The sequence below is a fragment of the Fructilactobacillus carniphilus genome (assembly GCF_024029675.1).
GTDB lineage: Bacteria > Bacillota > Bacilli > Lactobacillales > Lactobacillaceae > Fructilactobacillus > Fructilactobacillus carniphilus.
The window spans coordinates 643,619-668,835 of record NZ_CP097121.1 but is presented as its reverse complement, the minus strand read 5'-3'; the positions used below and the strand labels follow the sequence as shown (position 1 = coordinate 668,835).

Below are 25,217 nucleotides of genomic sequence, written 5' to 3'. Positions count from 1 at the left end.
TTTAATGATGGAACAGGCGCTGCCAAAAGGATTGATGGCCAGATTTTTGTGGTTCCTCTGGTTGCGGAGCAGGGGCATGAAACGCAATTGATTCCACGTTGATGGCGTTCGGAGCAGCAATTACAACGGCCGCTTGATCAGCAGCGGTTCCGTAGTCAGCGTTGTTTTTAAGGGTAAACTTGGCGTGTAACTCACCGGCTAACTTAAGGTAAGGGCTTTGGAGCGCACTATCTAGGTTACCGTTTATTAATACACTGTAGTTAGAATGTTGTTCTAATAATTGTCGGACCTGCTTGATGGCGGCATCGTTACCAACTTCTCTGACGGAGACGACCAGGGCGACTCGTTCGCGGAATGTTCCGAGGTATTGGCGTTGCTCATCAGGATTGATTTGGGGCGTGCCCCCGTTCATAGCTTGGTCCAGACGATCTTGGACGTTATTTTCGTTTGGCATGCTTAGTGCTCCTTTCTAATCTTATTTCTTATTGTATCATCAAGTTGATGGTAACAAAAAAAGAGCGCCCTCCAGTAGAGGGTGCTCTTGAACCACTGATTAACGGTTGTAGAATTCAACCACTAAGGAAGTGTCGATGTTAGCATTTAATTCGTCAGGTTGAGGAAGCCGAGTTAAGGAACCTTCTAACTTGTCAGCATCAAAGGAAACGTAAGTAGGGCGGCTAACCACTGCTTCAACTGCTTCTTTGATGATGGCGAGGTTCTTAGACTTTTCCCGAACGCCAACTACTTGACCAGGTTCAACTTCGTAAGAAGGAATGTCAACCCGTTTGCCATCGACCGTGATGTGACCGTGGTTAACTAATTGACGAGCTTGGCGCCGCGTCGTAGCTAAACCTAAGCGGTAAACCACGTTATCAAGCCGTTGTTCCAACTTAATTTCGAAGTTATCACCGTGCTTACCTTCACGAATCTTACCAGCCTTTAAGAACAAGGAGTAAAATTGACGTTCAGTTAAGCCGTACATGTAACGCATCTTTTGCTTTTCGCGTAATTGAACACCGTATTCAGAAAGTTTTTGACGCCGCCCTTGACCGTGAACACCAGGTGCATAAGGACGCCGTTGTAACTCTTTACCAGTACCTGATAAAGAAATGCCGAGTCGACGAGAAATTCGCCAACTTGGTCCAGTATATCTAGACATAATAAATCCTCCAATAAAATAATTTTGGAGTAAAATAACCAAATGTACACTTAGTATTCGTGCATGTCTCTCAGAACTTTCACCTTAGCAGCCGGTGGGTTACTAATTAAACTATTCAAGATAGCAAAGACATGTTGACGAGCTTACCGTGTACCGCTGCATTATTTTACACAAGCTCCATTCTAGCCGGAATATGCAGACTTGTCAACGGGAGCAGCTGATTTTCTAGGGAGAGAGGCTGCTTTCTTTGCGGTGATTATGGTATAATCCAAAGAGACTGTGAGAGTGACAGTTAGTTAATAAATCTAAATTAGGCGAAGGTCGAAAATCATGCTAAACGTTATTATTGGGATTATAGTTATTATCATTATTATTTATCTTGCCGTTGTGGTGTACCAACGAACCCAATTAAAGCAAGCTAAAGCTATGAACCTTGAATTGACGCGATTGAAAAATTTATCGCTCACGGATCAATTACAAGCGGTGGGACAACTGACGTTAACGGGGGACTCGTTAACTAAGTTTCAGGAAGCCCAAAAAAAATATCAGAACGTCCAACAAACCCAATTTCCGGATGTGTCCCAGAGTTTAACGGCTGCTGAAAAGGATGCCAAGGGGGTTAATTTCTTACAGACACGTGATGACGTTGATCAAGCCCACGCTAAGCTGGAAGCGGCTGCGACCGATTTAGATCAGGTGCAAGCCACCCTCACGAACATTCAGAAAATGGAACAGGCCCACCAACAAGCCGTGGTTGATTTAGAAACTAATTATCGAAAACTGCGCAAGACCTTGTTAAATGATAATAGCAAGTATGGACCAGCGATTGATGCGCTGGAAGGACAACTTTCATCAATTGAAGATACCTTTGCAGACTTTTCGGCGTTAACCCAACGTGGTGACCATCAGAATGCAGAAGCCATGCTAGGGGATTTGAAGCAAGCTACGACTTCTTTAGAGCAAAAGATGGAGTCCATTCCAGAACTGTATCAGTTAAACCACGAGCAGTTTGTGAACCAGCTGCAAGAAATTGAATCAGCGTATGCCAAATCACGGGCAGAAGGATTTTGCTTTGCGGATGATGATTTTTCGGTGACCCTAAAAGAATTGCAGCAAGCCGTTCAGGATAACTTAGAAAACATTAAACACCTTGATTTGAGTTTCGTAAGAGAACAAGATAATGAAATTGAAAAGCGGATTAACGACCTTTATGATCGGTTGGAAACGGAAATGAAAGCCCGGCTGTTCGTTGATAAACAGCTTGATGTGATTGGTCGCTTTATTCAGCATGCTTTGCAGCAAAATCAAACTCTCGCGGATGAATTAGAACGGTTGAGCCATAATTATTCATTAGAACATGGAGAAGTGGAAAACACCGAACGGCTCCAAGAGCAGATTAGTTTGATTAACCAAAAGTACCAGGACGACTGCCAGACGATCAAAGAAAACCAGGCCATTTACTCCCAAATTGCGGCAGACCTGAAACAATTCCAGCAATCCTTGACGAACATTGAAAAGAAGCAACGGGCGCTGAATGATTCGATTGCCGATTTAAGTGAGGAAGAGCAGCAAGCGCAACAGACTTTAGAGGATTTAACTGCCGAGTTACATGCCATTCATCGTCGGGTTGAAAACCTGAACTTGCCTGGGGTCTCTGCAGACTACGCCGAGTACTTTGAAATGGTTTCTAAAGAAGTGCAACATTTGAAAGCCACCATGAACAAAGCTAAAATTAGTATGGATGACGTCCAAAAGCAGTTGGAACAAATCAAGCACGATCGTGATCAACTTCAGGATAAGACCAGTGACTTGATTGACCAGTCGTTATTAGCGGAACAAGTGATTCAGTATGCGAACCGTTATGCAGCAACGAACCCGGCAATGGCAGCCGCCATTCATAAGGCTCAGCAGCAGTTTGAACAGGACTATCGGTACGAGGATAGCCTTGCGACGATTGCCAACGCTTTGGATCAGGTTGAACCGGGTGCCTTTAACCGAATCGAAGACAATTATTACAAGAATAAAGCCCAGAATAATTAAATAGAAGAAAGCCAGGTCGATTTGCTGCGGCCTGGTTTCCTTTTTCAAAGGAGTGATTACCATGATTTATTTTGATAACAGCGCGACCACTAAGGTGAATCCGGATGTGCTAGCAACCTATAACCAGGTGAGTGAAAATTACTGGGGGAATCCCTCTAGTTTGCATAACTTTGGTGAAAAAGCAGACCAGTTATTGATTCAGTCGCGCCGCCAGATTGCCAGTCAGTTAGGCGTGCAGCCGGCAGAAATCTTTTTTACCAGCGGGGGAACCGAAGGAGATAACTGGGTTGTAAAAGGAACCGCGCTAGCTAAGCGTCAATTTGGGCGGCACTTAATTACCACTCAGGTTGAACATGATGCCGTTAAACACTCAATGCAACGAATGGAAGAGCTCGGATTTGAGGTAACGTATCTCCCGGTGGATGAAGAAGGGCGGATTCGTCCGGATGATTTACGCCAAGCAATTCGCTCGGATACGACCTTAGTTTCCGTGATGGCGGTAAATAACGAGATGGGCGCCGTGCAACCATTGGCTGAAGTGGCGGAGATTTTACGGGATTATCCGAAGATTCACTTTCACGTGGACGCCGTTCAGGGAATTGGCAAAGGATTGCACGATTTGATTTTTAACGACCGGGTTGACTTTGTAACCTTTTCGGGGCACAAATTTCATGCACCACGGGGCGTAGGCTTTATTTACGGACGAACCGGTAAGAAATTGATGCCACTTTTAGACGGAGGTGGTCAGGAACGCGGGCAACGAAGCGGGACTGAAAATCTACCAGCGATTGCGGCGATGGCCAAGGCCGTCCGCTTACTAAAACAACACGAACAGCAAACGGTGGCAACCGAACAGGAATTACGTCTGAACCTGCGGGATTACCTGCAACAGTTTGCAAAGGTCCACATTTTTTCGGGCACCGGACCGCATTTTGCGCCTCATATCCTGTGCTTTGCGATTGAAGGAGTGAAAGGGGAAACCATCGTGCATGCGTTTGAAGAGGACGATATTTATTTGTCAACAACCAGTGCATGTTCGTCGAAAAAAGGCCTAACTTCTAGTACACTGAGTGCAATGGGAGTGGATCCAGAAATTGCCCGCGGAGCCGTCCGCATTTCTCTGAGTGACCAAAATACGATGGCAGAGGTCGAACAGTTTAAGCGGGTTTTTGCCAAGTTATACGAACAATTTAAAACCTTGAGTTAAAGAAAAAGGGAAGTGACAGAATGGAATACAGTGAAATTATGGTTCGCTACGGGGAGCTTTCCACAAAGGGAAAAAACCGCAAGGAATTCATTCGCCAGTTGGGCCAAAACATTCGCAACGTGTTAAAACCGTTTCCTGCGGTTGTGGTGAAAGCCCAACGAGATCGGCTACACGTGGTGTTGAACGACCAACCAGCTCAACCGGTCATGGACGCCTTGCAACAAGTGTTTGGGATTGAAACCTTCTCGCCGGTGGTAAAACTACCCAAGGACGCTAGTTTAGCTGACATTCAGCAAACGGCGGAACAAATGATTAAGGAACAATACCAACCCGGACAAACTTTCAAAATCGCGACCCGGCGCCAAAATAAAAACTATCCGTTAAATACCTATGGTGTTGATGATGGAGTCGGCAGTTACATTTTAGAGACCATTCCGGGAATTCAAGTCCAAATGAAAAACCCAGATATCAACCTCCAAATTGACGTTCGTCTAAGTGGAATCTACTTATCGAGTGTCACGATTCCGGGGGCACTGGGTCTGCCAGTTGGAACCGGGGGACGGGCCACGATGATGTTATCCGGAGGGATTGATTCACCGGTAGCGGCCTATCTAGCCATGAAGCGGGGAGTGAAGGTTGATATGATTCATTTCTTTAGTCCGCCATACACTAGCCAACAAGCCCTCGCGAAAGCGAAGGACCTGGCGGCGAAACTCGCGGCCTTTGGAGGTACCATTGACTTCATTCAGGTCCCGTTTACTAAGGTGCAAGAAGAGGTGAAAAAGCGGGTTCCAGAAGGATACCTGATGACGATTCAACGGCGGATGATGCTGCGGTTGGCGGCGGCCATTACGATTGACCGCCACTGTAACGGGGTCTTTACCGGAGAATCATTGGGACAAGTAGCTTCGCAAACGCTCGAAAGTATGCGGGCGATTAACGATGTGACGACCCTGCCTGTGCTTCGTCCACTAATCTCATTGGATAAAACCGAAATCATTAAAATTGCGCGGGAAATTGATACATACGACCTCTCAATTATGCCATTTGAAGATTGTTGTACGATTTTCACTCCACCTGCTCCGAAAACGAAGCCGGATTTAGAGAAAACCCACGAATTTGAACAGTTGGTAGACGTAGACGGTTTAATGCAAGATGCTTTAGCTGGAATTGAAGTCACGAAGATTAACGTGGGGGATGACTATCTCAACTCCCAAGAAGACGTTTTTGCTGAATTATTATAAGGGACAATCAGAAAGGAATCATGATGAAAGTTAAATTAATGGATCACGAAGTTGAATTAGTGGGAACTCCACCGGTAGTTGGGGATCGCTTACCGGAATTTACGGTGCAAAACGATCAAAATCAGCCAGTTACTACTACTGATTTACTGGGGAAACCAATGATTTTGTGTGCCGTTCCAGATTTGAATACGGACGTGTGCAGCATGGAAACCAAGAAGTTTAACCAACAAGCGGACCAGTATCCCGCTGCACGGTTTGTGACAATTTCCAACAACTCGATTGCAGAACAAACGGACTGGTGTGCGGCCAAGGGTGTACAAAATTTAGCCGTGTTATCCGATGAGCAAGGAGAATTTGGTCAAGCCACGGGCTTGTATGTTCCTAGTTTCAAGCACCTTGCTCGGGCCGTTTTTGTCGTAGACGCGCAGGGAAAGATTACGTACGAAGAAATTTTGGATCAAATTGCGGCTGAACCTGATTATCAACAAGCTTTGACGGCTTTAGAACAACTTCTTTAAGAAAGTAGTTGACGGATTAGCTAAAGTTCAGTATATTAATGGGCAAACAATAAATGTAATGAACAAGAGGCAAGTTGGAACCAGTTAGAAGCGAGAGAGCGTTGGTGGGAGGCTCTTAACGAAGCCAATTTGTGTAACTTGGGAGCAGTTATTACGAAATCAGTAGTTATAACCGGTTACCGCCGTTATCGGAATTGAGTTGGGATTAACAACTTTGTTAATTCAATTTAGGTGGTACCGCGAGCATTCGTCCTATTGTGAAATAGGAACGAGTGCTTTTTTATTTTTGAAGGGGTGAATTTGATGAGTGAGGAAGAAGCAAAAACAGCCATGTCCACGAAGTTTGATCCGCAAGCCGTGGAACAAGGAATGTACCAAAAATGGGTTGACGAAGGTGTATTTAAACCTAGTGGGGATGAAAAGGCCAAGCCATATTCAATTGTCCTGCCGCCACCAAACGTAACGGGAAAACTCCACTTGGGACACGCGTGGAATACGACGCTGCAGGACATGCTGATCCGGCAAAAACGGATGGAAGGGTACGATACGCTATGGTTACCAGGCATGGATCACGCGGGGATTGCAACGCAGGCCAAAGTAGAAGCTATGTTACAAGACGAAGGCATTTCACGGTATGATCTAGGTCGAGAAAAGTTCATTCAACAGGTTTGGGACTGGAAGGATAAGTTTGCTGCTACGATTCACGAACAGTGGGCCAAGCTGGGCTTATCTTTAGACTATGATCGCGAAACCTTTACCTTAGATGACGGAGTTTCAAAGGCCGTCCGGAAGGTCTTTGTGGACCTGTACAACCAGGGCTTAATTTACCGGGCTAAGTACATCATCAACTGGGATCCCCAAGCTAGAACGGCCCTCTCAGACATTGAGGTGGAACATAAAGACGACAAGGGTGCCTTTTACCACGTGAAGTATCAATTTACGGGTGACACCACGTTTGCTGGCAAGGATTACATTGAAATTGCGACGACCCGGCCCGAAACCATGTTTGGGGACGTAGCTGTGGCAGTTAATCCAAGTGACGAACGTTACAAAGACTTAGTGGGGAAGACGGTCATTGTTCCGTTGGTTAATCGGGAAATTCCGATTATTGCAGACCACTATGTTTCACCTGACTTTGGAACTGGAATGGTAAAGATTACCCCGGCTCACGACCCGAATGACTTTAAGGTCGGGAAACGACATGATTTAGCAGAAATCAACACGATGAACGAGGATGCGTCCCTTAACGAAAACGCCGGGAAATACAACGGGATGGATCGGTTTGAGGCCCGCAAAGCCATTGCTGATGACCTGGAAGCCGCCGATGCGATGCTGAAGGTTGAACCAATCGTCCATTCGGTTGGACACTCCGAACGGACGGGAGTTCAAGTGGAAGCCCGCTTGTCCACCCAATGGTTCGTGAAGATGAAGCCCTTGGCAGAAGCCGCTTTGAAAAACCAACAAACGGATGATGCGGTGAACTTTGTCCCAGAACGGTTTGAAAAAACGTTTAGTCGGTGGATGGAAGACGTACACGACTGGGTTATTTCCCGGCAACTCTGGTGGGGACACCGAATTCCAGCGTGGTACAACAAGCACACTGGTGAAATGTACGTGGGTGAAACCGCACCGAAGGACATTGAAAACTGGGAACAGGATCCCGACGTGCTGGATACCTGGTTCTCATCTGGATTGTGGCCGTTTACAACCATGGGCTGGCCAGACACCGACTCGCATGATTTCAAACGCTACTTCCCCACTTCGACGATGGTTACCGGTTACGACCTGGTCTTCTTCTGGATTTCCCGGATGATTTTCCAAAGTCTCCACTTTACTGGTCGGCGGCCTTTCAAGGACGTCTTACTGCACGGTCTAATTCGGGATGAACAGGGTCGCAAGATGAGTAAGTCCCTTGGGAACGGAATTGACCCCATGGACGTGATTGACCAATACGGTGCGGATGCCCTCCGATGGTCCTTATCTACCGGAACGACGCCCGGTCAAGACGAACGGTTTAGTTACGACAAGATGGATGGTTCCTGGAAGTTTGTCAACAAGATTTGGAACGCGAGTCGGTACGTAATCATGAACCTCGGGGAAATGGAAAAACCAGAGTTGCCAGCTGAATCAGACTGGAATCTTGCCGATCGCTGGATTTTAGCTCGTTTGAACAAGACGGTAGCAGCTGTTCGGGAAAATTACGACAAGTACAACTTTGGAGAAGCCAACCGTTCCTTGTACGATTTCATCTGGAACGATTTCTGTGACTGGTACATTGAAATGAGTAAGGAAACGTTAACTGGTGACAATGAACAAGCTAAGCAAAACACGCGTAACGTGTTAGCGTACGTTCTTGACCAGTTCCTCCGGCTCTTACATCCAGTTATGCCGTTTGTAACGGAAAAAATCTGGCTCTCGATGCCGCACGAAGGCAAGTCATTGGTAACGGCAGCTTATCCAGAAGTTCATGCTGAATTTACCAATGAAAATGCCGAAAGCGACATGGAACACTTGATTGAAATCATCAAAGCGGTTCGTAACATTCGTGCCGAAGCAGGAGCTCCGTTAGGAAATCCAGTTGATATCCTGATTAAGACCAAGGACACGGACTTACAACGGGTGTTAGAAAACAACCGGGAATATCTGGACCGGTTCGGGCACCCACAAAAGTTGGAAATTGGTGCTAACGTTTCCGTACCGGACTTGGCAATGACAGCCGTGGTGACGGATGCTGAAGTTAGCATTCCACTGGCTGAATTGATTGATTTGCACGAAGAAGTGCAACGGTTAACCAAGGAAGTTGAAAAGTTCCAAGCCGAAGTGGATCGTGCTAAACTAAAGTTAGCGAACGAAAAATTTGTGGCTAATGCTCCGGCAACGGTGGTTGACGAAGAACGCAGTAAACAAGCTGATAACGAACAAAAATTAGTGGCCGCCAAGAAACGGTTAGCTGACGTTCAAGCAGCCTTAGATGATTAAAAAACAAGCCCAGAAAATTCTGGGCTTGTTTTTTCGAGGAGTAAACATGAGCACAGATTACGAAATGGCACTGGCTTATATTCATGGGCGACCGCGGATTAAAAAGGAAACCACTCAGCGGCGGATTAACGAGCTACTGCAGCGGTTGGGTCATCCAGAACGCCAAATTAAAACAGTTCACGTTGTAGGGACCAACGGGAAGGGCTCGGTTGTGGCGTACCTGCAGCAATTATTAATGGAAAGTGGACTCTTAGTGGGAGCATTTATTTCACCATTTATCGTGCGGTTTAACGAGCGAATCCAGATTAACCAGGTGCCAATCCCGGATCAAAAACTGGTCCAACTCGTGCAACGGGTACGCCCTGTGATGGCTGAGTTAGATGCCGAGGATCCGGAACTAGGTCCATCTGAATTCGAACTGATTACGGCATTGATGTACTTGTATTTTCACGAACAAGGAGTGCAAATTGCCCTAGTGGAGGCGGGCATTGGGGGGCGTTCTGATTCAACGAACGTTGCCGATCAGGCACTCATGACCATTATTACTACGATTGGCATGGATCACATGGCCATTTTAGGGGATACGCTTACCAAGATTGCGACCGACAAAGCCGGGATGATTCGCGAAGACCGTCCGACAGTGACCGGTCCACTTCCTAACGAAGCCAATCAAATTGTGCAGCAAGTGGCAACTAACCGTCACAGTAAACTCTTGCAACTGCGCCATCAGTTTGACTATCAACGACTTAATGCCCAGTGTTTTTCATTTCAAGACCAGTTTGGAAATATCGACCGGGTTACGACCAAGATGATTGGTGATTTTGAGATGGAAGATGCCGCTGTTGCAATTGCGGCTTTTCGTGCTTTAGCCCAGCAAACAGCGTTGATGCCGGTGACGCAGACTAAAACTGTGATTCAGAGTGCGATTCCAAAGACCCAATGGGCCGGACGGCTGGAGGTTGTACGGGATCGACCTCGAACTTTGATTGACGGAGCGCATAACGTGCCGGCCGTTCGGCGATTGTTAGAAACGCTGGATCAGTTTCCAGAACGGCAATTTAACGTGGTGTTAGCGGTGTTAGCCGATAAACAGTATCAGGAAATGGTTGCACTGTTACGCAGTGATCCCCGAATTAATCTGTATCTCACTGAATTTGCTGGAACAGGACAACGGGGGAGTGCAGATTTTTCTACCCCAATGTTTGCTGATTTAGATTACATTGCAGACTGGAAAACTGCCATTACCGTTGCCCAGCGACGGACTTCACAGAAGGATTTAACGCTAATTACGGGATCGCTCTTGTTCATTGCAACCGTGCGTGCTTGGTTTTTTGCAAACGATAAAAATTAAAGAATTGCTAATAATTTCAAACACGAGCCGTAATGGAACGCAATATGATATACTGGGATTATTAATAAGAAATTAAATATTACAATAAAGGGATGAACATTTTGTTTGGACTAGGAACTAAAAACATTGGAATTGACTTAGGGACTGCCAACACACTTGTTTACGTTGAAGGCAAGGGAATCGTTTTAAGAGAACCCTCTGTCGTGGCACGTAATGCCAAAACAGGTGAAATTGTGGCAGTTGGAAACGAAGCACAAGAAATGCTAGGCCGGGCGCCTGCTAGCATTGAAGTTATTCGCCCCATGCGTGACGGGGTAATCGCTGATTATGATACGACGGTCGCCATGTTGAAGTATTACATTGGGAAGGCCTTGGGGAATCGGAACGTCCGTCCCTATGTCATGGTTTGCGTTCCCAGTGGCATTACCACGGTGGAAAAACGAGCTGTAATTGATGCGACTCGAGTTGCCGGTGCTCGGGATGCCTACGTGATGGAAGAGCCATTTGTAGCAGCAGTTGGAGCTGGATTACCAGTCATGGATCCAACTGGGAGCATGGTGGTTGATATTGGTGGAGGAACTACAGACGTTGCTACCCTTTCCTTAGGTGGCATCGTTTCGTCTCGTTCCATTCGGATGGCCGGAGACAAGTTGGACGAAGCCATTGTTTCGTACGTGCGGAAAAACTATAACCTCTTAATCGGATTACCTACTGCAGAACACGCCAAAATTACGATTGGCTCTGCTTCGATTGAAAAAGCGCGACAAATGGAAGGGGAAGCCGTTCGGGGACGTGATTTACTGACTGGATTGCCTAAGTCAACGGAAATCACGGCAGAAGACGTTGCTACTGCTATTCATGAAGGAATCTTGGAAATTATCAACGCCATTAAAGAAACCTTAGAAGCTACGTCCCCTGAAATTTCCGCTGACGTTGTGGACCATGGAATTGTCTTAACTGGTGGGGGTGCTTTGATTCAGAACCTGGACGAAGTGATTTCGGATGCTACCAAGGTCCCCGTTAGTGTTGCTCAAGATCCGCTTGATTGCGTGGTTCTTGGAACCGGTGAATCATTAAAGAGCATGGAAGTCATGAAGAAAAAATAAAACAAATAAGCGGGGAATCCCGCTTATTTGTTTTATTGAATTGAATGGGAGATTGATATGCATAAGCTTTTTTCCAGCCGGAACTTGGTGATTTTGGTAATTTGTCTGGTCCTGAGTATGGGCCTGATTACCGGGACGGTTGCCATTCGAAACAAGCGGGCCACTCCGCCCATCATTCAAAGAATTGGCAATGATTTAGTGGGATTTGGAAACCAGACGTTGGGCTTTCCCGTTGGAATCGTGGATGGTTTTTTTGCGAATACGAATGATTTGCTCAACACTTATCACGAAAATCGAATTCTAAAGGGGAAAGTTGATCAAATCGAAGCTACCCAAACGAAGAATGCAGCGTTAAGTTCCGAAAACCAACAGCTAAAACGACAATTAAAGATGGACAAGACCCTGACGGATTACACCAAGGTTAATGCCAACGTCATCGCACGGACTCCTTCTAATTGGCAACAACAACTGGTCATTGACAAGGGAAAGATAAACGGAATTAAAAAGAATATGCCGGTCCTAGTGAACCAAGGTTTAATTGGTCGAATTAGTGAAGTTAACGACACCAATAGTAAGGTTGAGTTAATTACTGATAGTGGCGACGGTGCGAACCGGTTTGCGGTCGAGGTTGCTGGTGAAAAGGGTCCCGTGGATGGATTAATTTCTGGTTACAACAATGCTAACAATGAGCTTGAAATGGGAAGTCTAACCTCAAAAGACAAGATTAAAAAAGGTGCCAAGGTAATGACTAATGGTCTAGGAGGAACGACGCCGAAAGGACTGTACGTTGGAAAGGTCACCGGTATTTCGGGAGCCGCTAACGGAATTTCAGAACAAATTAACATCAAGCCAGCCGCTGATACCCGCAGCATTGACGTTGTTTCGGTACTGGGGAAGAAATAGGAGGCGCGCCTTATGAAGAAAAAAAAACGTCATATTTTGTTTCCGTTAGGGATTATTATTGCTTTCCTTTTTGAAGGATCCATCATGCACTTCTTTTCTGGAGTACTAGCGGGGACATTTCCGATGGTTCCCTATCTAACGCTTCTATGGTTTGTGTATGCGATTTTATTTGTGAAAGATCTTTCGGAGCTACATCTGTACTGGTGGGCCTTTGGAGTTGGAATTGTGTATGACCTGTATTACATTGGAGTTTTAGGTATTTATACCTTTTTGTTTCCATTGGTCGTCTATGTTACCAAGTTACTAAAAAATTACATCGAAGCTAACTTTGTTAGTGGAACATTAATTTATCTAATTGATTTAGTTATTGTGTTAGTATTAGGTTATGCGGCAGGTCGAATTGCACATTTGGTTTATTTTTCTGGAATGCATTTTATGGCCTTTGCCTTCGGTCCGACGATTTTACTGAATCTCATGCTCTTTTTATTGTTGTACTATCCAGTGAGTCTGTTGTTTGACCAATATCGATCATAGGAGTTTTCAACTTATGAAAAGTGTGATGTTAAAAGGAAGCCAAACTGGTTTTCAAGTTACAATTAGTGACGAAGCTGACTTTCAGCAAGCCGTCCAAGAATTTAAAAAGTTAATGACCCAGTTGGCTACAAAAAATCAGAATGCCTCGGAACCGCAAATTGAGTTTACAATTTTATCCGGGAACCGAGCACTTTCTGCTGACCAAAAACAACGGTTACGCAACATTGTTAACCAAGCCGGAAACTTGGTAATTAAGGAATTTAAAGCAGATGTCATGTTAAATGATGAAGCCTATCATCTGCGCGACGAAAACCGGGTTACGATTATTGATCAAACAATCCGTAATGGTCAAGATTTACGGGTTAAGGGCGACGTGCTCTTTCTAGGTTCAATTCACCAAGGGGGCCGTTTAATTACAAATGGAAACCTTTTTAGTATGGGAAAAGTAAAGGGAATTGTCCACGTTGGTTTTCCTGTAGATGAAAGTAAACTAGCCATTGGGGACTTTCACGAAGCCCAACAGGTTCGGATCGGAGAACAGATTGAGATCATTGCCGATCAACGTCAGCCGGTTTCTACGGACGTGCGAACGGTTATGCACGTGAACGACTTGCACAGTATCGACTACAGTAATTTGGATAACATCAAAGCGATTAGTCCAAAATTCTTTAGTAGAATTGGAGGAATTTAGTGATGGGTGAAGCAATTGTAATCACATCTGGAAAAGGTGGGGTTGGAAAAACAACGACGTCTGCTAACATTGGGACGGCCCTAGCTCTGATGGGGAAAAAGGTTTGTCTATTAGATTTAGACATCGGATTGCGGAATCTCGATGTGGTGCTGGGATTAGACAATCGGATTATGTATGACATTGTGGATGTTGCTAAGGATCGAGCCCATTTGGTTAAGGCACTTATTAAGGATAAGCGGTTCGATGGGAATTTGTACTTGTTGCCAGCTGCGCAAACTACAGATAAAAATGCCCTTACAGAAGAAGAAGTTAAAAACATTGTGGATGAGTTAAAACCACAGTTTGACTATGTTTTAATTGACTGTCCTGCTGGGATTGAGCAGGGCTTTTTGAACGCTGTTGCGGGGGCAGACCGAGCCATTATTGTCACCACTCCCGAAATTTCTGCAGTTCGGGATGCCGACCGAGTGGTTGGTATCTTAGAAAAGCACCCGTTACATGAATCTCCCGAGTTAATCATCAACCGGATTCGGCCGAACATGATGGATAATGGGGATGTAATGGACGTTGATGAAATTACCCAACACTTAGGAGTAAAGTTGTTGGGGATTGTGATTGATGACGATGAAGTGATTAAAACATCCAATCACGGAGACCCCATTGTTTTGAGTTCAGATAATGTGGCTGCTAAGTGTTATCAAAACATTGCACGCCGGGTCATGGGAGAAACGGTACCGTTGATGCCCATTCAGGCGGCGAAACCTAGCTTCTGGGATCGACTTAAACACTTATTCAAGTAGACAACTACAACCCTTAGGAATTCGCTAAGGGTTTTTTTATTGGAGGAAGTATGCAGAACAAGACAGCACGGATTCATTTTAATCAGCAACCTGGGAATAAATTTAAGACGACTACGATTGCCATTGATTTTGTGGAACCATTAGACCAGCAAAATCTTGAAAAACGGGTGTTATTAGCAGAATTGATGGAAAATTACAGTCAAAAGTATGCCAGTAAACTGCAAGTTGCTCAGCGTTTGGCAGAGTTATATGGAACACAATTTGGCACTTCTGTTTTTCGAGTCGGAAATCAAGCGGTGTTACGCTTTTTAATTAGTTTTGCAGATGAACGGTATCTTCCCAATGGAGTTGACGTAACTACCCCAGTGAGTGACTTTATCACTGAGATGCTTTTTCATCCACTGATTGATGAAGGCGAATTTCCTCCTGACTTATTTCAGTTACACCAACAAAATTTGATTGATTATGTTAAGAATTTAGACGATGACAAGAAGTACTATGCCGGCCGCCAGTTACAGGAACTCTATTTTGCAGAAACTCCGCTTCAAGGCAAAAGTGTGTTAGGGAATGTGCACCGGCTACAAAATTTAACCAGTGCTGAAGTTGCTCAGTATTACCAAGAAATGATAATGGACAATGAAATTTTTGTGTCGGCACTTGGGACGGCATCACCAGCAATAATGGAGGACCTCCAACCCCAGTTTGAGCAGTTGCAGTCCACTACCAGCGATGCTAGCGATGTCTTATCCCGAATGGTTCCACAACAAATGCACACCAAGGTGGAACCCGTGCAGCAACAACAATCACTCTATCAACAGGCTTATGCGCTCCCGGTGCTCCGTACCGATTTAGACTACTATGCTGCTGTGGTAATGAACGGTTTGTGGGGCGGAACGGCCAGCTCGTTAATGTTTCGTGATATTCGCGAGCGGGACAGCTTAGTTTATTACATTAACAGCAGTTATAATTCCACGGTGGGCTTGCTCACAATTCAAAGTGGAATTGATGGAGAGCAACAGTCGCGGGTTCAAACGTTGATTCAAGCAGAACTGCAACGCTTGATTGATGGCGATTATTCCACTGCTGATTTGGACCAGGTCAAAGAAGTCTTAACCTCAAGCTTTAAGAGCCGTGCCGATAGTCCGCGCCGCTTAATTAACCAACAATTTTTACAGCAACTATTGGGACATGATGCCAGTGGGGCCTGGGAAAATCACATTCAGCGCGTTTCTAAAGCAGAAATTAGTGCTGTTGCCAGCCAGCTACAGTTACGGGCCACCTTCTTTTTGAAAGGAGCTTCTAATGCAAAAACATTATAATCAATATGACGAAACGGTAGAAAGCACCCGGCTTGCGAATGGAATGAAAGTAATCGTTAATCCGAAGCCCCAGTTTAATTCAATCTATGCAATGCTAACTGCGGACTTTGGCTCGATTAACGTCCGACTCAAAAATCGGACCGTTCCAGCTGGAATTGCCCACTTTATGGAGCATAAGTTGTTTGATAAGGAACATTACGATTCCAGTGATCACTATGCTGCTCTAGGTGCAAGTGACAACGCCTTTACTAGCTTTGCGCAAACTAGTTATCTGTTTACGGCCACTGATAATGTGATTGAGAACCTCCGGGTGCTGTTAGACCTGGTCTATCATCCGTTCTTTAGTCCGGAAAAAATTGCCAAGGAGCAGGGGATTATTGGACAAGAAATTTTGATGTATCAAGATGATCCTAACTCGCGACTCTATTTTGATACGATTGCCAACTTGTATTCTAACTCGCCGTTAAGCGCTGATATTGCCGGCGACATTCCTTCGATTGCTCAGATTACGGAGGCTGATTTGTACGCTACCTACCGCCAGTATTATCAACCCGGTAATTTGACTCTGACACTTTGTGGGCCGGTGACGTTAGCAGAAATTTTACCTGTTTTACAAACATTACCAACTACCCAAGGCGATCAGGCCGAGTTACGGAGACTTAAGCAACAAACGAAGCGGGACATTCAAAATAGCGTGGTGATTCCTCAGCGAGAAACCTCGTTATCAGTAACCACGCCTAAGCTGGCGGTTGGTTATCGAGGACCGGCACCAACTAGAACGGGACGGGATTTTGCTCAGCAAGAATTAGCCTTTGGCATTTTTCTCCAGTTGCTGTTTTCTGAAGATTCGGATATTTATCAACACCTTTACCAAACTGGGATTATCAATGATTCATTTGGCTTTGATTTTGAAATGGAAGCAGATTATCACTTTTTGATTTTGGCGATGGATACAGAGCAGCCCGAACGCTTTAGTGATGCGATTGGAAATGTGATTGAACAAGCCCTTCAGGATCCGCAGCGCTTAGCTCCGCAGTTTAATTTGATTAAAAATGAAGAGCTCGGGGAGCGAATTAGCCAAATGAATTCGGTCTCTGCCATTGCTAACCAATTAGGTACAGCTTTAGATGGATACACTAATTTGTTTGATGAAATTGAAATCATTAACCAGTTGGATTTGAAAACAGTTGTTAAGCTGGCACAAGCCTTCTTTCGGGCTAGTCAAAAAACGATTAATCTAATTAAGTAGCTGGTCGTGTTTTCAGTATTCTGGATATGATATACTGACAATAAATTAAGGAATTGGAGTTGAAAAAATGAGTGAGGAAAGCAAGCAAACTAGTAATTCTGAAATCGGAGCTCAATTAAAGGCGGCCCGGGAACAAGCCGGTCTTTCAATCGATGAACTCCAAAAGCGGACTAAGATTCAAAAACGGTACTTAACGGCGATCGAAAATGGTGATTTTAATGCATTACCGGGTCAATTTTACGTCCGGGCGTTTGTGAAGCAATATGCAAACGCTGTGGGTCTAAACGGGGAACAATTCTTACAGGATGCTCATTTGACCACCGCTAAGGTTAGTCCTGATGCTGATTCATTACAAACGACCGAACCAGCTGAGGCTGAAACCGGTCGGACTGCTAATCAATCAACGAATAGCCCTAACCTTTCTAAGAACCAGAACCAAATGGATCGCCAAAAAATGATTCCATTGGTCGGACTAGTAGTAGTGGTGATTATTATCATCGGAGTTGTGATCTTTGCCGTTGCTAAGACCAGACAAGATAGCAACGCTACGGCACCTAAAAACGCTAAAGTAACGGTTACTAACGATGATGCTAAGAAGAAAAAGTCGGAAAAACAAACCAAGAAGAATAACTTAAAGGAAGGGCAAACGGAAATTAAGCAGGTGAAAGACAGTACCAGCGACTTTACCGTTAAAACCGGAAATGCCACTTCTAAGTTAGATTTAGCGGCTACTCAAGCCACGACCGTAACGGTGAAACTGGATGGAAATCAAGTTTATAGCGGCACGGTAAATCAAAATGCGGGACATCAAGTTGAGATTCCAAAGAACACCAAAGAGGTTAACATCCACCTCACGAACGCTCCAATTTCGAGCGTGAAGTTAAACGACCAACAAGTAATGCTTCCTCAACCGGCAGCAGGTCAAGATGCCAACCAGCGGGATATGAACTTTAAATTTGAATAATAACGAACAATGGCGGCCTGTGTAACAGCAGGGCGTTATTTTCGGTTTGAGGAGGATTTTTTGTAATGAATTTACCTAATAAATTAACCATGTTTCGGATTATCCTGATTCCCATTTTTCTATTGTTATTAGCATTGCCGATTAGCATGGGGTCCGTGGTTGTGGCTGGAACCATGATTCCAGTGAATCAGTTATTGGCAGCTCTAGTGTTTATTGTAGCGGCTTTGACCGACTTTTTAGATGGTCAGATTGCGAGACGAAAACACCTCGTCACTAACTTTGGGAAGTTCGCAGATCCGTTAGCCGATAAAATGATTGTTATGTCAGCTTTCATCATGCTGGTGGGGGTCGGTGATAACAATGTTGCCGCTTGGATTGCTGCCATTATCGTGTGTCGGGAATTGGCGGTTACGGGCTTACGCCTAATTATCGTTCAAAACGATGGTCAAGTCATTGCAGCTGACTGGTCAGGAAAAATTAAGACCTTTTTTGAAATGATTAGTGTGATTTTGTTGCTGTTGAACAACGTTTTTTTCAATAACTTAAATTTACCGGTCGGACAGTTTTGTTTATACGTGGCCTTAATTGCGGCCGTATACTCTGGAGTTGAATACTTCGTGAAGAATCGGAAGGTCTTTGCAGATTCCTTCTAAGTAAGCAAGACAGTAAATAGGAAGAAGTTCGAAAATGAAAGCAGAAATTATTAGCGTTGGCACCGAACTGTTATTGGGCGAAATTGTGGATACCAGTACGCCGTTCATTGCTCAGCATCTTGCTAACTTGGGAATTGATGTGTACTTTACGGCTACGGTAGGGGATAATCCCGAACGTCTGGCTACCACCATTCACCGGGCTGCCCAGCGCAGTGACTTGGTGGTTTTAACGGGGGGACTTGTTCCAACGGAAGATGATTTGACGAAGAAGATTTTGGCTAAAGTTGTGCAACGGCCGTTGGTTGCGGAACCGGAATCAATGACTAAAATTAAGACCTTTTATGCAGAAACCAAGCGGCCGCAACCCATCCACGCTGATCTAATGGGGGAAATCATTGCAGGGGCAACCGTCTTACCCAATGAAGTTGGCTTTGCGGTGGGAATGTTGTTAACTACCGAACAGTGTCGTTATTTGGTCCTTCCCGTTCCCCCAACTGAGTTACAACCGATGTTTGAAAAAGAAGCAGAGCCACGGTTAGCCCAATTAATGCAAAGTGGTCAAGTGATTAAGTCTCGGGTCATGCGCTTTTTTGGAATTGGCGAACCCGCGCTAGAAGACTGTCTCCATTCATTGATCGCCGGGCAGCAAAATCCAACACTTGCCACGTATGCCAAACAAAATGAGGTTACGCTACGGATTACCGCCAGTGGCAGTAATGAGGGCACCGTAGTTCAGTTGTTGGATGAAACAGAGCAGCAGGTTTTGCATCTAGCAGGACAGTATTTTTATGGCTATGGTGATGATAATTCATTGGAACAGGTGGTGGTACACCTTCTGCAACGGCGGCAGTTAACCATTACCGCTGCTGAATCATTAACTAGTGGTTTGTTTCAAAGTACGCTCGCCAACGTTGCCGGAGCATCGCAGATTTTTTCGGGAGGCTTTGTTACATATGCCGCTGCCGCGAAAGAGCAATTAGTAAACGTTCCGGTCACTACGATTGCTGCTCATGGAGTGGTTTCAAAGGAAACAGCGATTGCCATGGCAACGGGAGCCCAACGACAGTTACAAACTGACTTAGCCATTTCGTTTACTGGAGTGGCCGGTCCAGATGAGCTAGAGGGACATCCAGCTGGATTCTTTTGGATTGGGCTATCCTTACCAGATGGGCGGGTGCTTACTAAAAGTTTCCAGTTTTCCGGTTCTAGAAATGCCGTCCGCGACTATGCAGTTAAGTCAGGGCTAAAGCTAATTTACGATCAGTTCCAAGGTTAGTTATTGACAAAGAAATAACTGTTTCAATGGTCTTGGTTGACAGTTAAATTTTTTAACATTAAACTGGATAAGTGGCAAACGTGGTGAACGTTTGCTTCTTTAAAATTCAAGTGATACGGGGGAAAAATAATGGTATTCGCTATTGTTGGATGCGCCGCTATCGCTATGATTGTTGGTTTTTTAATCGGGCAATTTACTCATAAACGAACGGTAGAAGCGAAGCTGACTGCCGCTCATCAAAATGCTAATGATATTCTAACCGATGCGCAACGTCAGGCAGAGCAGCAACTCAAAGATGCTACTGCTAAAGCCAAAAAAGACGGTAATGCTTACCGAAATAAGGTCGAAAAGGTCTTAAAAAAACGGCGTGATGATATTCAGCGCCAAGAAGATTATTTACTGAAACGGGAGGAAGCTCTAGATCGTAAGGATCGGGCTTTTGAAAAACGGGATGATAATCTAAACCGGTTAGAGGAACGCATTAGTAGTGAGAAAAAGGTACTGGAAAAAAAGCAACAAGATGCAGATGCACTTATCGCAAAACGGCAGGCCGAGGTCACCAAGGTTGCTTCCTTAACTGAAGCAGAAGCACGCGACTTAGTGCTGGATGAAACAAAACGTGATTTAGCAGACGTGCGGGCGCGGATGATTAAGCAAAATTATGAATCCGCTAAACAGACGGCTGCCCAGGACGCGAAGAACTTAATTGTAGAAGCCCTACAACAGAGTTCTGCAGATATTGTTTCAGAAACCACGGTGTCCGTTGTCGCCCTTCCTAACGATGATATGAAAGGAAGAATCATCGGTCGGGAAGGACGAAACATTCGGACTTTTGAAACCGTAACGGGAGTTGATTTAATTATTGATGATACTCCCAATGCGGTGGTTCTAAGTGGATTTAATCCGATTAGAAGAGAAGTTGCCAAGTTAGCGCTTGAAAAGTTGATTAAGGATGGACGGATTCATCCCGCTCGCATTGAAGAAATGGTCGAGAAGAGTAAAAAAGAACTCGACCAACAGATTCAAGAAGAGGGCGAAAACGTCATCTTTGATTTAGGAATTCATTCCATGAATCATGAATTAGTCAAGTTAGTGGGACAATTGAAATATAAAATTTCATACGGACAAAACGTCTTGTCCCGCTCCATTCAGGTTGCTAAATTAGCTGGAGTTTTTGCAGCTGAGTTAGGTGAAGATGTAACTTTAGCAAAGCGCGCTGGATTATTACACGAAATTGGACGGGCAGCAGCGAGTGGGACCGACGAATCTTATGTCGAAGCCGGAGTGGACATCGCCAAGAAGTATGGCGAAGATCCGGTAGTCATCGATGCCATTCGACTTGAAGATGAGTTGAATGAACCCCACACCCTAGTTTCTGAACTAGTTGATGTTGCCAATCGAATTTCGATTACCCGACCGGGAGCCAAGAGTGACTCGTTAGAGAGCTTTGTGCACCGGTTGGAAAAGCTGGAGAACATTACCAACAGTTTTGATGAGGTCGAAAAGAGTTATGCCGTCAAGGCCGGCCGTGAAATTCGGGTAATTGCGAAACCAGAAAAAATCTCTGATTCACAAGCAATTGTGTTAGCTAGGGAGATTAAGGACAAAATTGAAAATGAAATGAATCATCCGGGTCACGTCGAGGTAAAAGTGATTCGGGAAGTTCGTTCCGTTGAATATGCTCAGTAGAAGACTGGTTGGTGCCAGTCTTTTTTTATTTAGAAATTTCCATGGTAAAATAGAAGTAACAGAATAACTTTAGATAGGCGGACAGGCATGCAATTTTTATTTTTAGGTGACGTGGTTGGTGAAATGGGAATGCAGTTAGTGGAACAGTATCTTCCCGAGTTAAAAAAAGAGTTTAAACCACAAGTTACCATCGTAAACGGGGAAAACACGACCAAAAGTGGGCGCGGGATCACCCAAAAACTATTTAAAGACCTAATGAAAGCCGGGGCGGACGTTGTGACCCTGGGTAATCACGCATGGAATAATCAAGAAATCTTTGCCTTTATTGATCAAACCCCTAATCTACTGCGCCCGTTAAACTATCCTGGAGCCAAGGTCCCTGGGCATGGCTATGCTACATTAAACGTTAATGGCACTCAAGTTGCCGTGATTAACTTACAGGGGCGGGTGTTTATGGAAGCAACTGATGATCCGTTTGCAGCTGTTGACCGGCTTGTCACCCAACTGCATGCAGAAGGAATCAAGGTCATCTTTGTTGATTTTCATGCCGAAACGACCAGCGAGAAAAAAGCCATGGCCTTGTTTTTAGACGGACGGGTTTCAGCTGTAGTTGGGACTCATACCCACGTGCAGACGAATGATCCGCAAATTTTAACGGATGGGACTGCTTTTTTGACGGATGCTGGAATGACCGGTCCCGCTACAGGTGTGATTGGAATGGAGTATCAACCCGTCATTCAAAAATTCTTAACGGCGCGCCCTAATCGTTTTGCAGTTGAAACAACGGGAGCTGGAATTTTGTCCGGATGTGTGGTTAACGTTAACCCACAAACTGGTCAGGCTAAAAAGGTGCAAACGATTTTAATTGACCATGACCATCCGTACCAGAACGTTTAAATGAAAGAGTGAAGAAATGGCAAAGGCAGCAAAGAACACAGCAATGATGGAGCAGTATCAAAAAATTAAAGACCAGTATCCAGATGCGTTTTTGTTCTATCGGATTGGGGACTTTTATGAGCTTTTTAATGATGATGCAGTGAAGGGGGCCCAGTTACTGGAACTGACTTTAACGGCGCGGAACCACAATGCTGATGATCCGATTCCAATGTGTGGGGTTCCCCATCACTCGGCGCAAAATTACATTGATACGCTAGTGGATCAGGGATACAAGGTGGCCATTTGTGAACAGGTTGAAGATCCCAAACTTGCCAAGGGCATGGTGAAACGGGAAGTGGTCCAGTTAGTAACCCCTGGAACGCAAACGGACAACCATGCTGAGACTGCCAAGGTTAATAACTATCTAACTGGAGTAGTAGCGGACGAGGACCAGCACCAGTTCGGCCTTGCTTACATCGAACTTTCAACGGGGGAACTAAAGGCCTGTCAGTTGGCGAGTCAGGAGGCGGTTTTAAATGAGATCATTAATTTGAATTCCAAGGAAGTGGTGGTTGCCGGGGAGCAGTTAACCTCTTTAACCACGCAGTTGGAAAAATTAGGCATCTTAGTTTCCCATGCTGAACCGGCACCGATTGCTAATGAGCAATTATTAGCCGGATTACGTAGTCCCGCGTTACGCCAAGCGGGCGAGTTATTGTTAACCTACGTGACAGAAACCCAAAAGCGTAACTTAGCTCACATTCAACCGGCGGTGCAGTACCAACCGAACTCCTTTTTAAAGTTAGATCATAATTCACAGTACAATTTAGAACTGACGAAAAACATTCGGACGGGTAAAAAAGCGGGCACCTTACTGGGCGTTCTTGATGATACGAAAACGGCCATGGGGGGACGAAAACTCAAGCAATGGTTGGACCGACCGTTACTTCAACCACAGCAGATTGAAACGCGGCAACGCTTGGTTAAAACGTTGCTAGATCATTATTATGAACGCAACGAGCTTAGAGAAGCACTCGTTCAGGTGTATGATCTGGAACGATTAGCGGGACGGATTGCCTTTGGTGGAGTTAACGGACGCGATTTAATGCAACTGGCCACCTCGTTAGCGCAAATTCCGAAGGTTAAACATGTTTTAGATGAGCTAGAGACACCTGAGTTTGCCGATTTGTATCAGCAATTGGACGATCTCCACGATGTAAAAGATTTAATTGAAGCAGCGATTGTGCCAGAACCCCCAATTTCTGTGACCGAAGGGGGCGTTATTAAGCCCGGTTACAACGAAAAATTGGATCAATACCGGGATGCGATGCGGAACGGAAAGCACTGGTTAGCTGATTTAGAAGCCCAAGAACGCCAAGCCACGGGAATTAATAACCTGAAGGTGAAGTATAACCGGGTCTTTGGCTACTTTATTGAGGTTTCCAAGGTGAACCTGGCTAAATTACCGGAAGACCGCTACTCGCGGGTGCAAACGTTAACGAACGCTGAACGTTTTACGACACCGGAATTAAAGGCGAAGGAAACCATTATCATGGAGGCCCAGGATAAATCACAAAGTCTGGAATACGAACTGTTTACCCAGTTGCGGGACCAAATTAAGCAAGAGATTCCCCGGGTGCAAAAGTTGGCTAGTGGCATCGCCAGCCTAGACGTGTTGCAAAGTTTTGCTCACGTTAGCGAACGCAACCAATTTGTGCAACCGACCTTCAATAAAGAGCATCGCCTCCAGATTACGAACGGACGGCACCCCGTGGTGGAAACGGTTTTAGGACCACAGGAATACGTCCCGAATTCCATTGAGATGGATCCAGAGACGCAGGTACTCTTGATTACTGGACCCAACATGTCCGGAAAGAGTACTTACATGCGACAACTGGCTTTAATTGTCGTGCTCGCTCAGATGGGATGCTTTGTTCCCGCAGAAGCAGCGGAACTCCCGATTTTTGACCAAATTTTCACCCGGATTGGGGCGGCGGATGACCTGATTTCTGGGAAGAGTACCTTCATGGTGGAAATGAAGGAGGCCAATCAGGCACTGCAAACGGCGACCGCCAACAGTTTGATCTTACTCGATGAACTGGGACGGGGGACCTCTACGTACGATGGAGTGGCGCTGGCCCAAGCTATCATTGAATACATCCATAACTACATTCACGCTAAGACGTTATTTTCGACGCATTATCACGAACTCACCGACTTGGATCAAGAACTAGAGCATCTACAAAACATTCACGTCGGGGCCGTAGAAAAGGACGGTCAGTTGGTCTTTTTACACAAGATTATGACGGGTCCTGCCGATAAGTCGTATGGAATCAACGTGGCCAAGCTGGCGGGGTTACCTGATCAGTTACTAGAACGGGCGCAAACCGTGCTCGATCAGTTGGAAGCAGAAAATGGACAATACTTAACGACTCAGGTGCACCAATCCAGTCGGGAGCCGGATACTTCCCAAGCGACAGAGGAACAGTTAGAGTTATTAGCCCCGGCGCCGCAACCCCAGCCAGTTGGGTCTAGCAAACTAACTAGCACCGAAAAACAGTTACTTAAAGCAATTAAACAAACTGATTTAATGGGAAAAACCCCATTAGAACTAATGAACTTAGTCTACCAGTGGCAGCAACAATTACGAAAGGACTGA

The 25,217-nt window shown here is 45.2% G+C and carries 21 protein-coding genes and 1 other annotated feature; of the genes, 19 read left to right on the top strand and 2 right to left on the bottom strand.

The annotated features are described in order from the left end of the window. Nucleotide 1: 1 nt before the first annotated feature. Both M3M37_RS03475 and rpsD read right to left on the bottom strand, forming a co-directional pair. Entirely contained in the window at nt 2-454 is a 453-nt protein-coding gene (locus M3M37_RS03475) for a YueI family protein (protein ID WP_252795774.1), read from the bottom strand. A gap of 99 nt (nt 455-553) precedes the next feature. Continuing rightward, nucleotides 554-1,159 (bottom strand): 30S ribosomal protein S4, encoded by a 606-nt coding sequence (rpsD, locus tag M3M37_RS03470; RefSeq protein WP_252767372.1) that lies wholly within the window; start codon nt 1,157-1,159, stop codon nt 554-556. 330 nt (nt 1,160-1,489) lie between these two features. On the opposite strand from rpsD, the gene ezrA reads away from it, so the two are divergent. The 19 genes from ezrA to mutS all read left to right on the top strand — a co-directional run bounded on the left by ezrA (nt 1,490) and on the right by mutS (nt 25,217). Then, on the top strand, nt 1,490-3,199 hold the full coding sequence (ezrA, locus tag M3M37_RS03465; RefSeq protein WP_252795773.1) for a septation ring formation regulator EzrA: 1,710 nt from the start codon (nt 1,490-1,492) through the stop codon (nt 3,197-3,199). A gap of 61 nt (nt 3,200-3,260) precedes the next feature. Continuing rightward, complete coding sequence (locus M3M37_RS03460; protein ID WP_252795771.1) at nt 3,261-4,406, top strand: cysteine desulfurase family protein; 1,146 nt, start codon at nt 3,261-3,263, stop codon at nt 4,404-4,406. A gap of 20 nt (nt 4,407-4,426) precedes the next feature. Further along, complete coding sequence (gene thiI, locus M3M37_RS03455) at nt 4,427-5,650, top strand: tRNA uracil 4-sulfurtransferase ThiI (RefSeq protein ID WP_252795769.1); 1,224 nt, start codon at nt 4,427-4,429, stop codon at nt 5,648-5,650. A 20-nt stretch (nt 5,651-5,670) separates the two neighbouring features. Beyond that, a complete protein-coding gene (gene tpx, locus M3M37_RS03450; RefSeq protein ID WP_420842976.1) occupies nt 5,671-6,168 on the top strand; it encodes a thiol peroxidase in 498 nt (165 codons plus the stop codon). A 49-nt stretch (nt 6,169-6,217) separates the two neighbouring features. Continuing rightward, nucleotides 6,218-6,426, top strand: a binding site (T-box leader). A 45-nt stretch (nt 6,427-6,471) separates the two neighbouring features. Next, a complete protein-coding gene (locus tag M3M37_RS03445; protein ID WP_252795768.1) occupies nt 6,472-9,147 on the top strand; it encodes a valine--tRNA ligase in 2,676 nt (891 codons plus the stop codon). A gap of 46 nt (nt 9,148-9,193) precedes the next feature. Beyond that, nucleotides 9,194-10,498 (top strand): bifunctional folylpolyglutamate synthase/dihydrofolate synthase, encoded by a 1,305-nt coding sequence (locus M3M37_RS03440; RefSeq protein ID WP_252795764.1) that lies wholly within the window; start codon nt 9,194-9,196, stop codon nt 10,496-10,498. 92 nt (nt 10,499-10,590) lie between these two features. Beyond that, nucleotides 10,591-11,604, top strand: a complete 1,014-nt coding sequence (locus tag M3M37_RS03435; protein ID WP_252795763.1) for a rod shape-determining protein — start codon at nt 10,591-10,593, stop codon at nt 11,602-11,604. Between the two features lie 57 nt (nt 11,605-11,661). Then, complete coding sequence (gene mreC, locus M3M37_RS03430) at nt 11,662-12,507, top strand: rod shape-determining protein MreC (protein WP_252795761.1); 846 nt, start codon at nt 11,662-11,664, stop codon at nt 12,505-12,507. A gap of 12 nt (nt 12,508-12,519) precedes the next feature. Further along, nucleotides 12,520-13,041, top strand: coding sequence for a rod shape-determining protein MreD (gene mreD, locus M3M37_RS03425; protein ID WP_252795760.1), 522 nt, complete (start codon nt 12,520-12,522; stop codon nt 13,039-13,041). Between the two features lie 13 nt (nt 13,042-13,054). Next, nucleotides 13,055-13,732, top strand: coding sequence for a septum site-determining protein MinC (locus tag M3M37_RS03420; RefSeq protein ID WP_252795758.1), 678 nt, complete (start codon nt 13,055-13,057; stop codon nt 13,730-13,732). A gap of 2 nt (nt 13,733-13,734) precedes the next feature. Beyond that, entirely contained in the window at nt 13,735-14,532 is a 798-nt protein-coding gene (gene minD, locus M3M37_RS03415) for a septum site-determining protein MinD (RefSeq protein ID WP_252795756.1), read from the top strand. Nucleotides 14,533-14,582: 50 nt separating this feature from the next. After that, a complete protein-coding gene (gene yfmF, locus M3M37_RS03410; RefSeq protein WP_252795755.1) occupies nt 14,583-15,851 on the top strand; it encodes an EF-P 5-aminopentanol modification-associated protein YfmF in 1,269 nt (422 codons plus the stop codon). Then, on the top strand, nt 15,835-17,100 hold the full coding sequence (yfmH, locus tag M3M37_RS03405) for an EF-P 5-aminopentanol modification-associated protein YfmH (protein WP_252795753.1): 1,266 nt from the start codon (nt 15,835-15,837) through the stop codon (nt 17,098-17,100). The genes yfmF and yfmH overlap by 17 nt, the downstream gene beginning before the upstream one ends. A gap of 67 nt (nt 17,101-17,167) precedes the next feature. Beyond that, nucleotides 17,168-18,064, top strand: a complete 897-nt coding sequence (locus M3M37_RS03400; RefSeq protein ID WP_252795751.1) for a helix-turn-helix domain-containing protein — start codon at nt 17,168-17,170, stop codon at nt 18,062-18,064. A gap of 65 nt (nt 18,065-18,129) precedes the next feature. After that, the gene (gene pgsA, locus M3M37_RS03395; protein ID WP_252795750.1) at nt 18,130-18,717 is read left to right on the top strand and encodes a CDP-diacylglycerol--glycerol-3-phosphate 3-phosphatidyltransferase; all 588 of its coding nucleotides are present in this window, start codon (nt 18,130-18,132) and stop codon (nt 18,715-18,717) included. 34 nt (nt 18,718-18,751) lie between these two features. Beyond that, nucleotides 18,752-19,993, top strand: a complete 1,242-nt coding sequence (locus M3M37_RS03390) for a competence/damage-inducible protein A (RefSeq protein ID WP_252795749.1) — start codon at nt 18,752-18,754, stop codon at nt 19,991-19,993. Nucleotides 19,994-20,122: 129 nt separating this feature from the next. Beyond that, nucleotides 20,123-21,682 (top strand): ribonuclease Y, encoded by a 1,560-nt coding sequence (rny, locus tag M3M37_RS03385; protein ID WP_252795748.1) that lies wholly within the window; start codon nt 20,123-20,125, stop codon nt 21,680-21,682. An 87-nt stretch (nt 21,683-21,769) separates the two neighbouring features. Next, entirely contained in the window at nt 21,770-22,579 is an 810-nt protein-coding gene (locus M3M37_RS03380) for a TIGR00282 family metallophosphoesterase (RefSeq protein WP_252795746.1), read from the top strand. A 16-nt stretch (nt 22,580-22,595) separates the two neighbouring features. Next, entirely contained in the window at nt 22,596-25,217 is a 2,622-nt protein-coding gene (gene mutS, locus M3M37_RS03375; protein ID WP_252795744.1) for a DNA mismatch repair protein MutS, read from the top strand.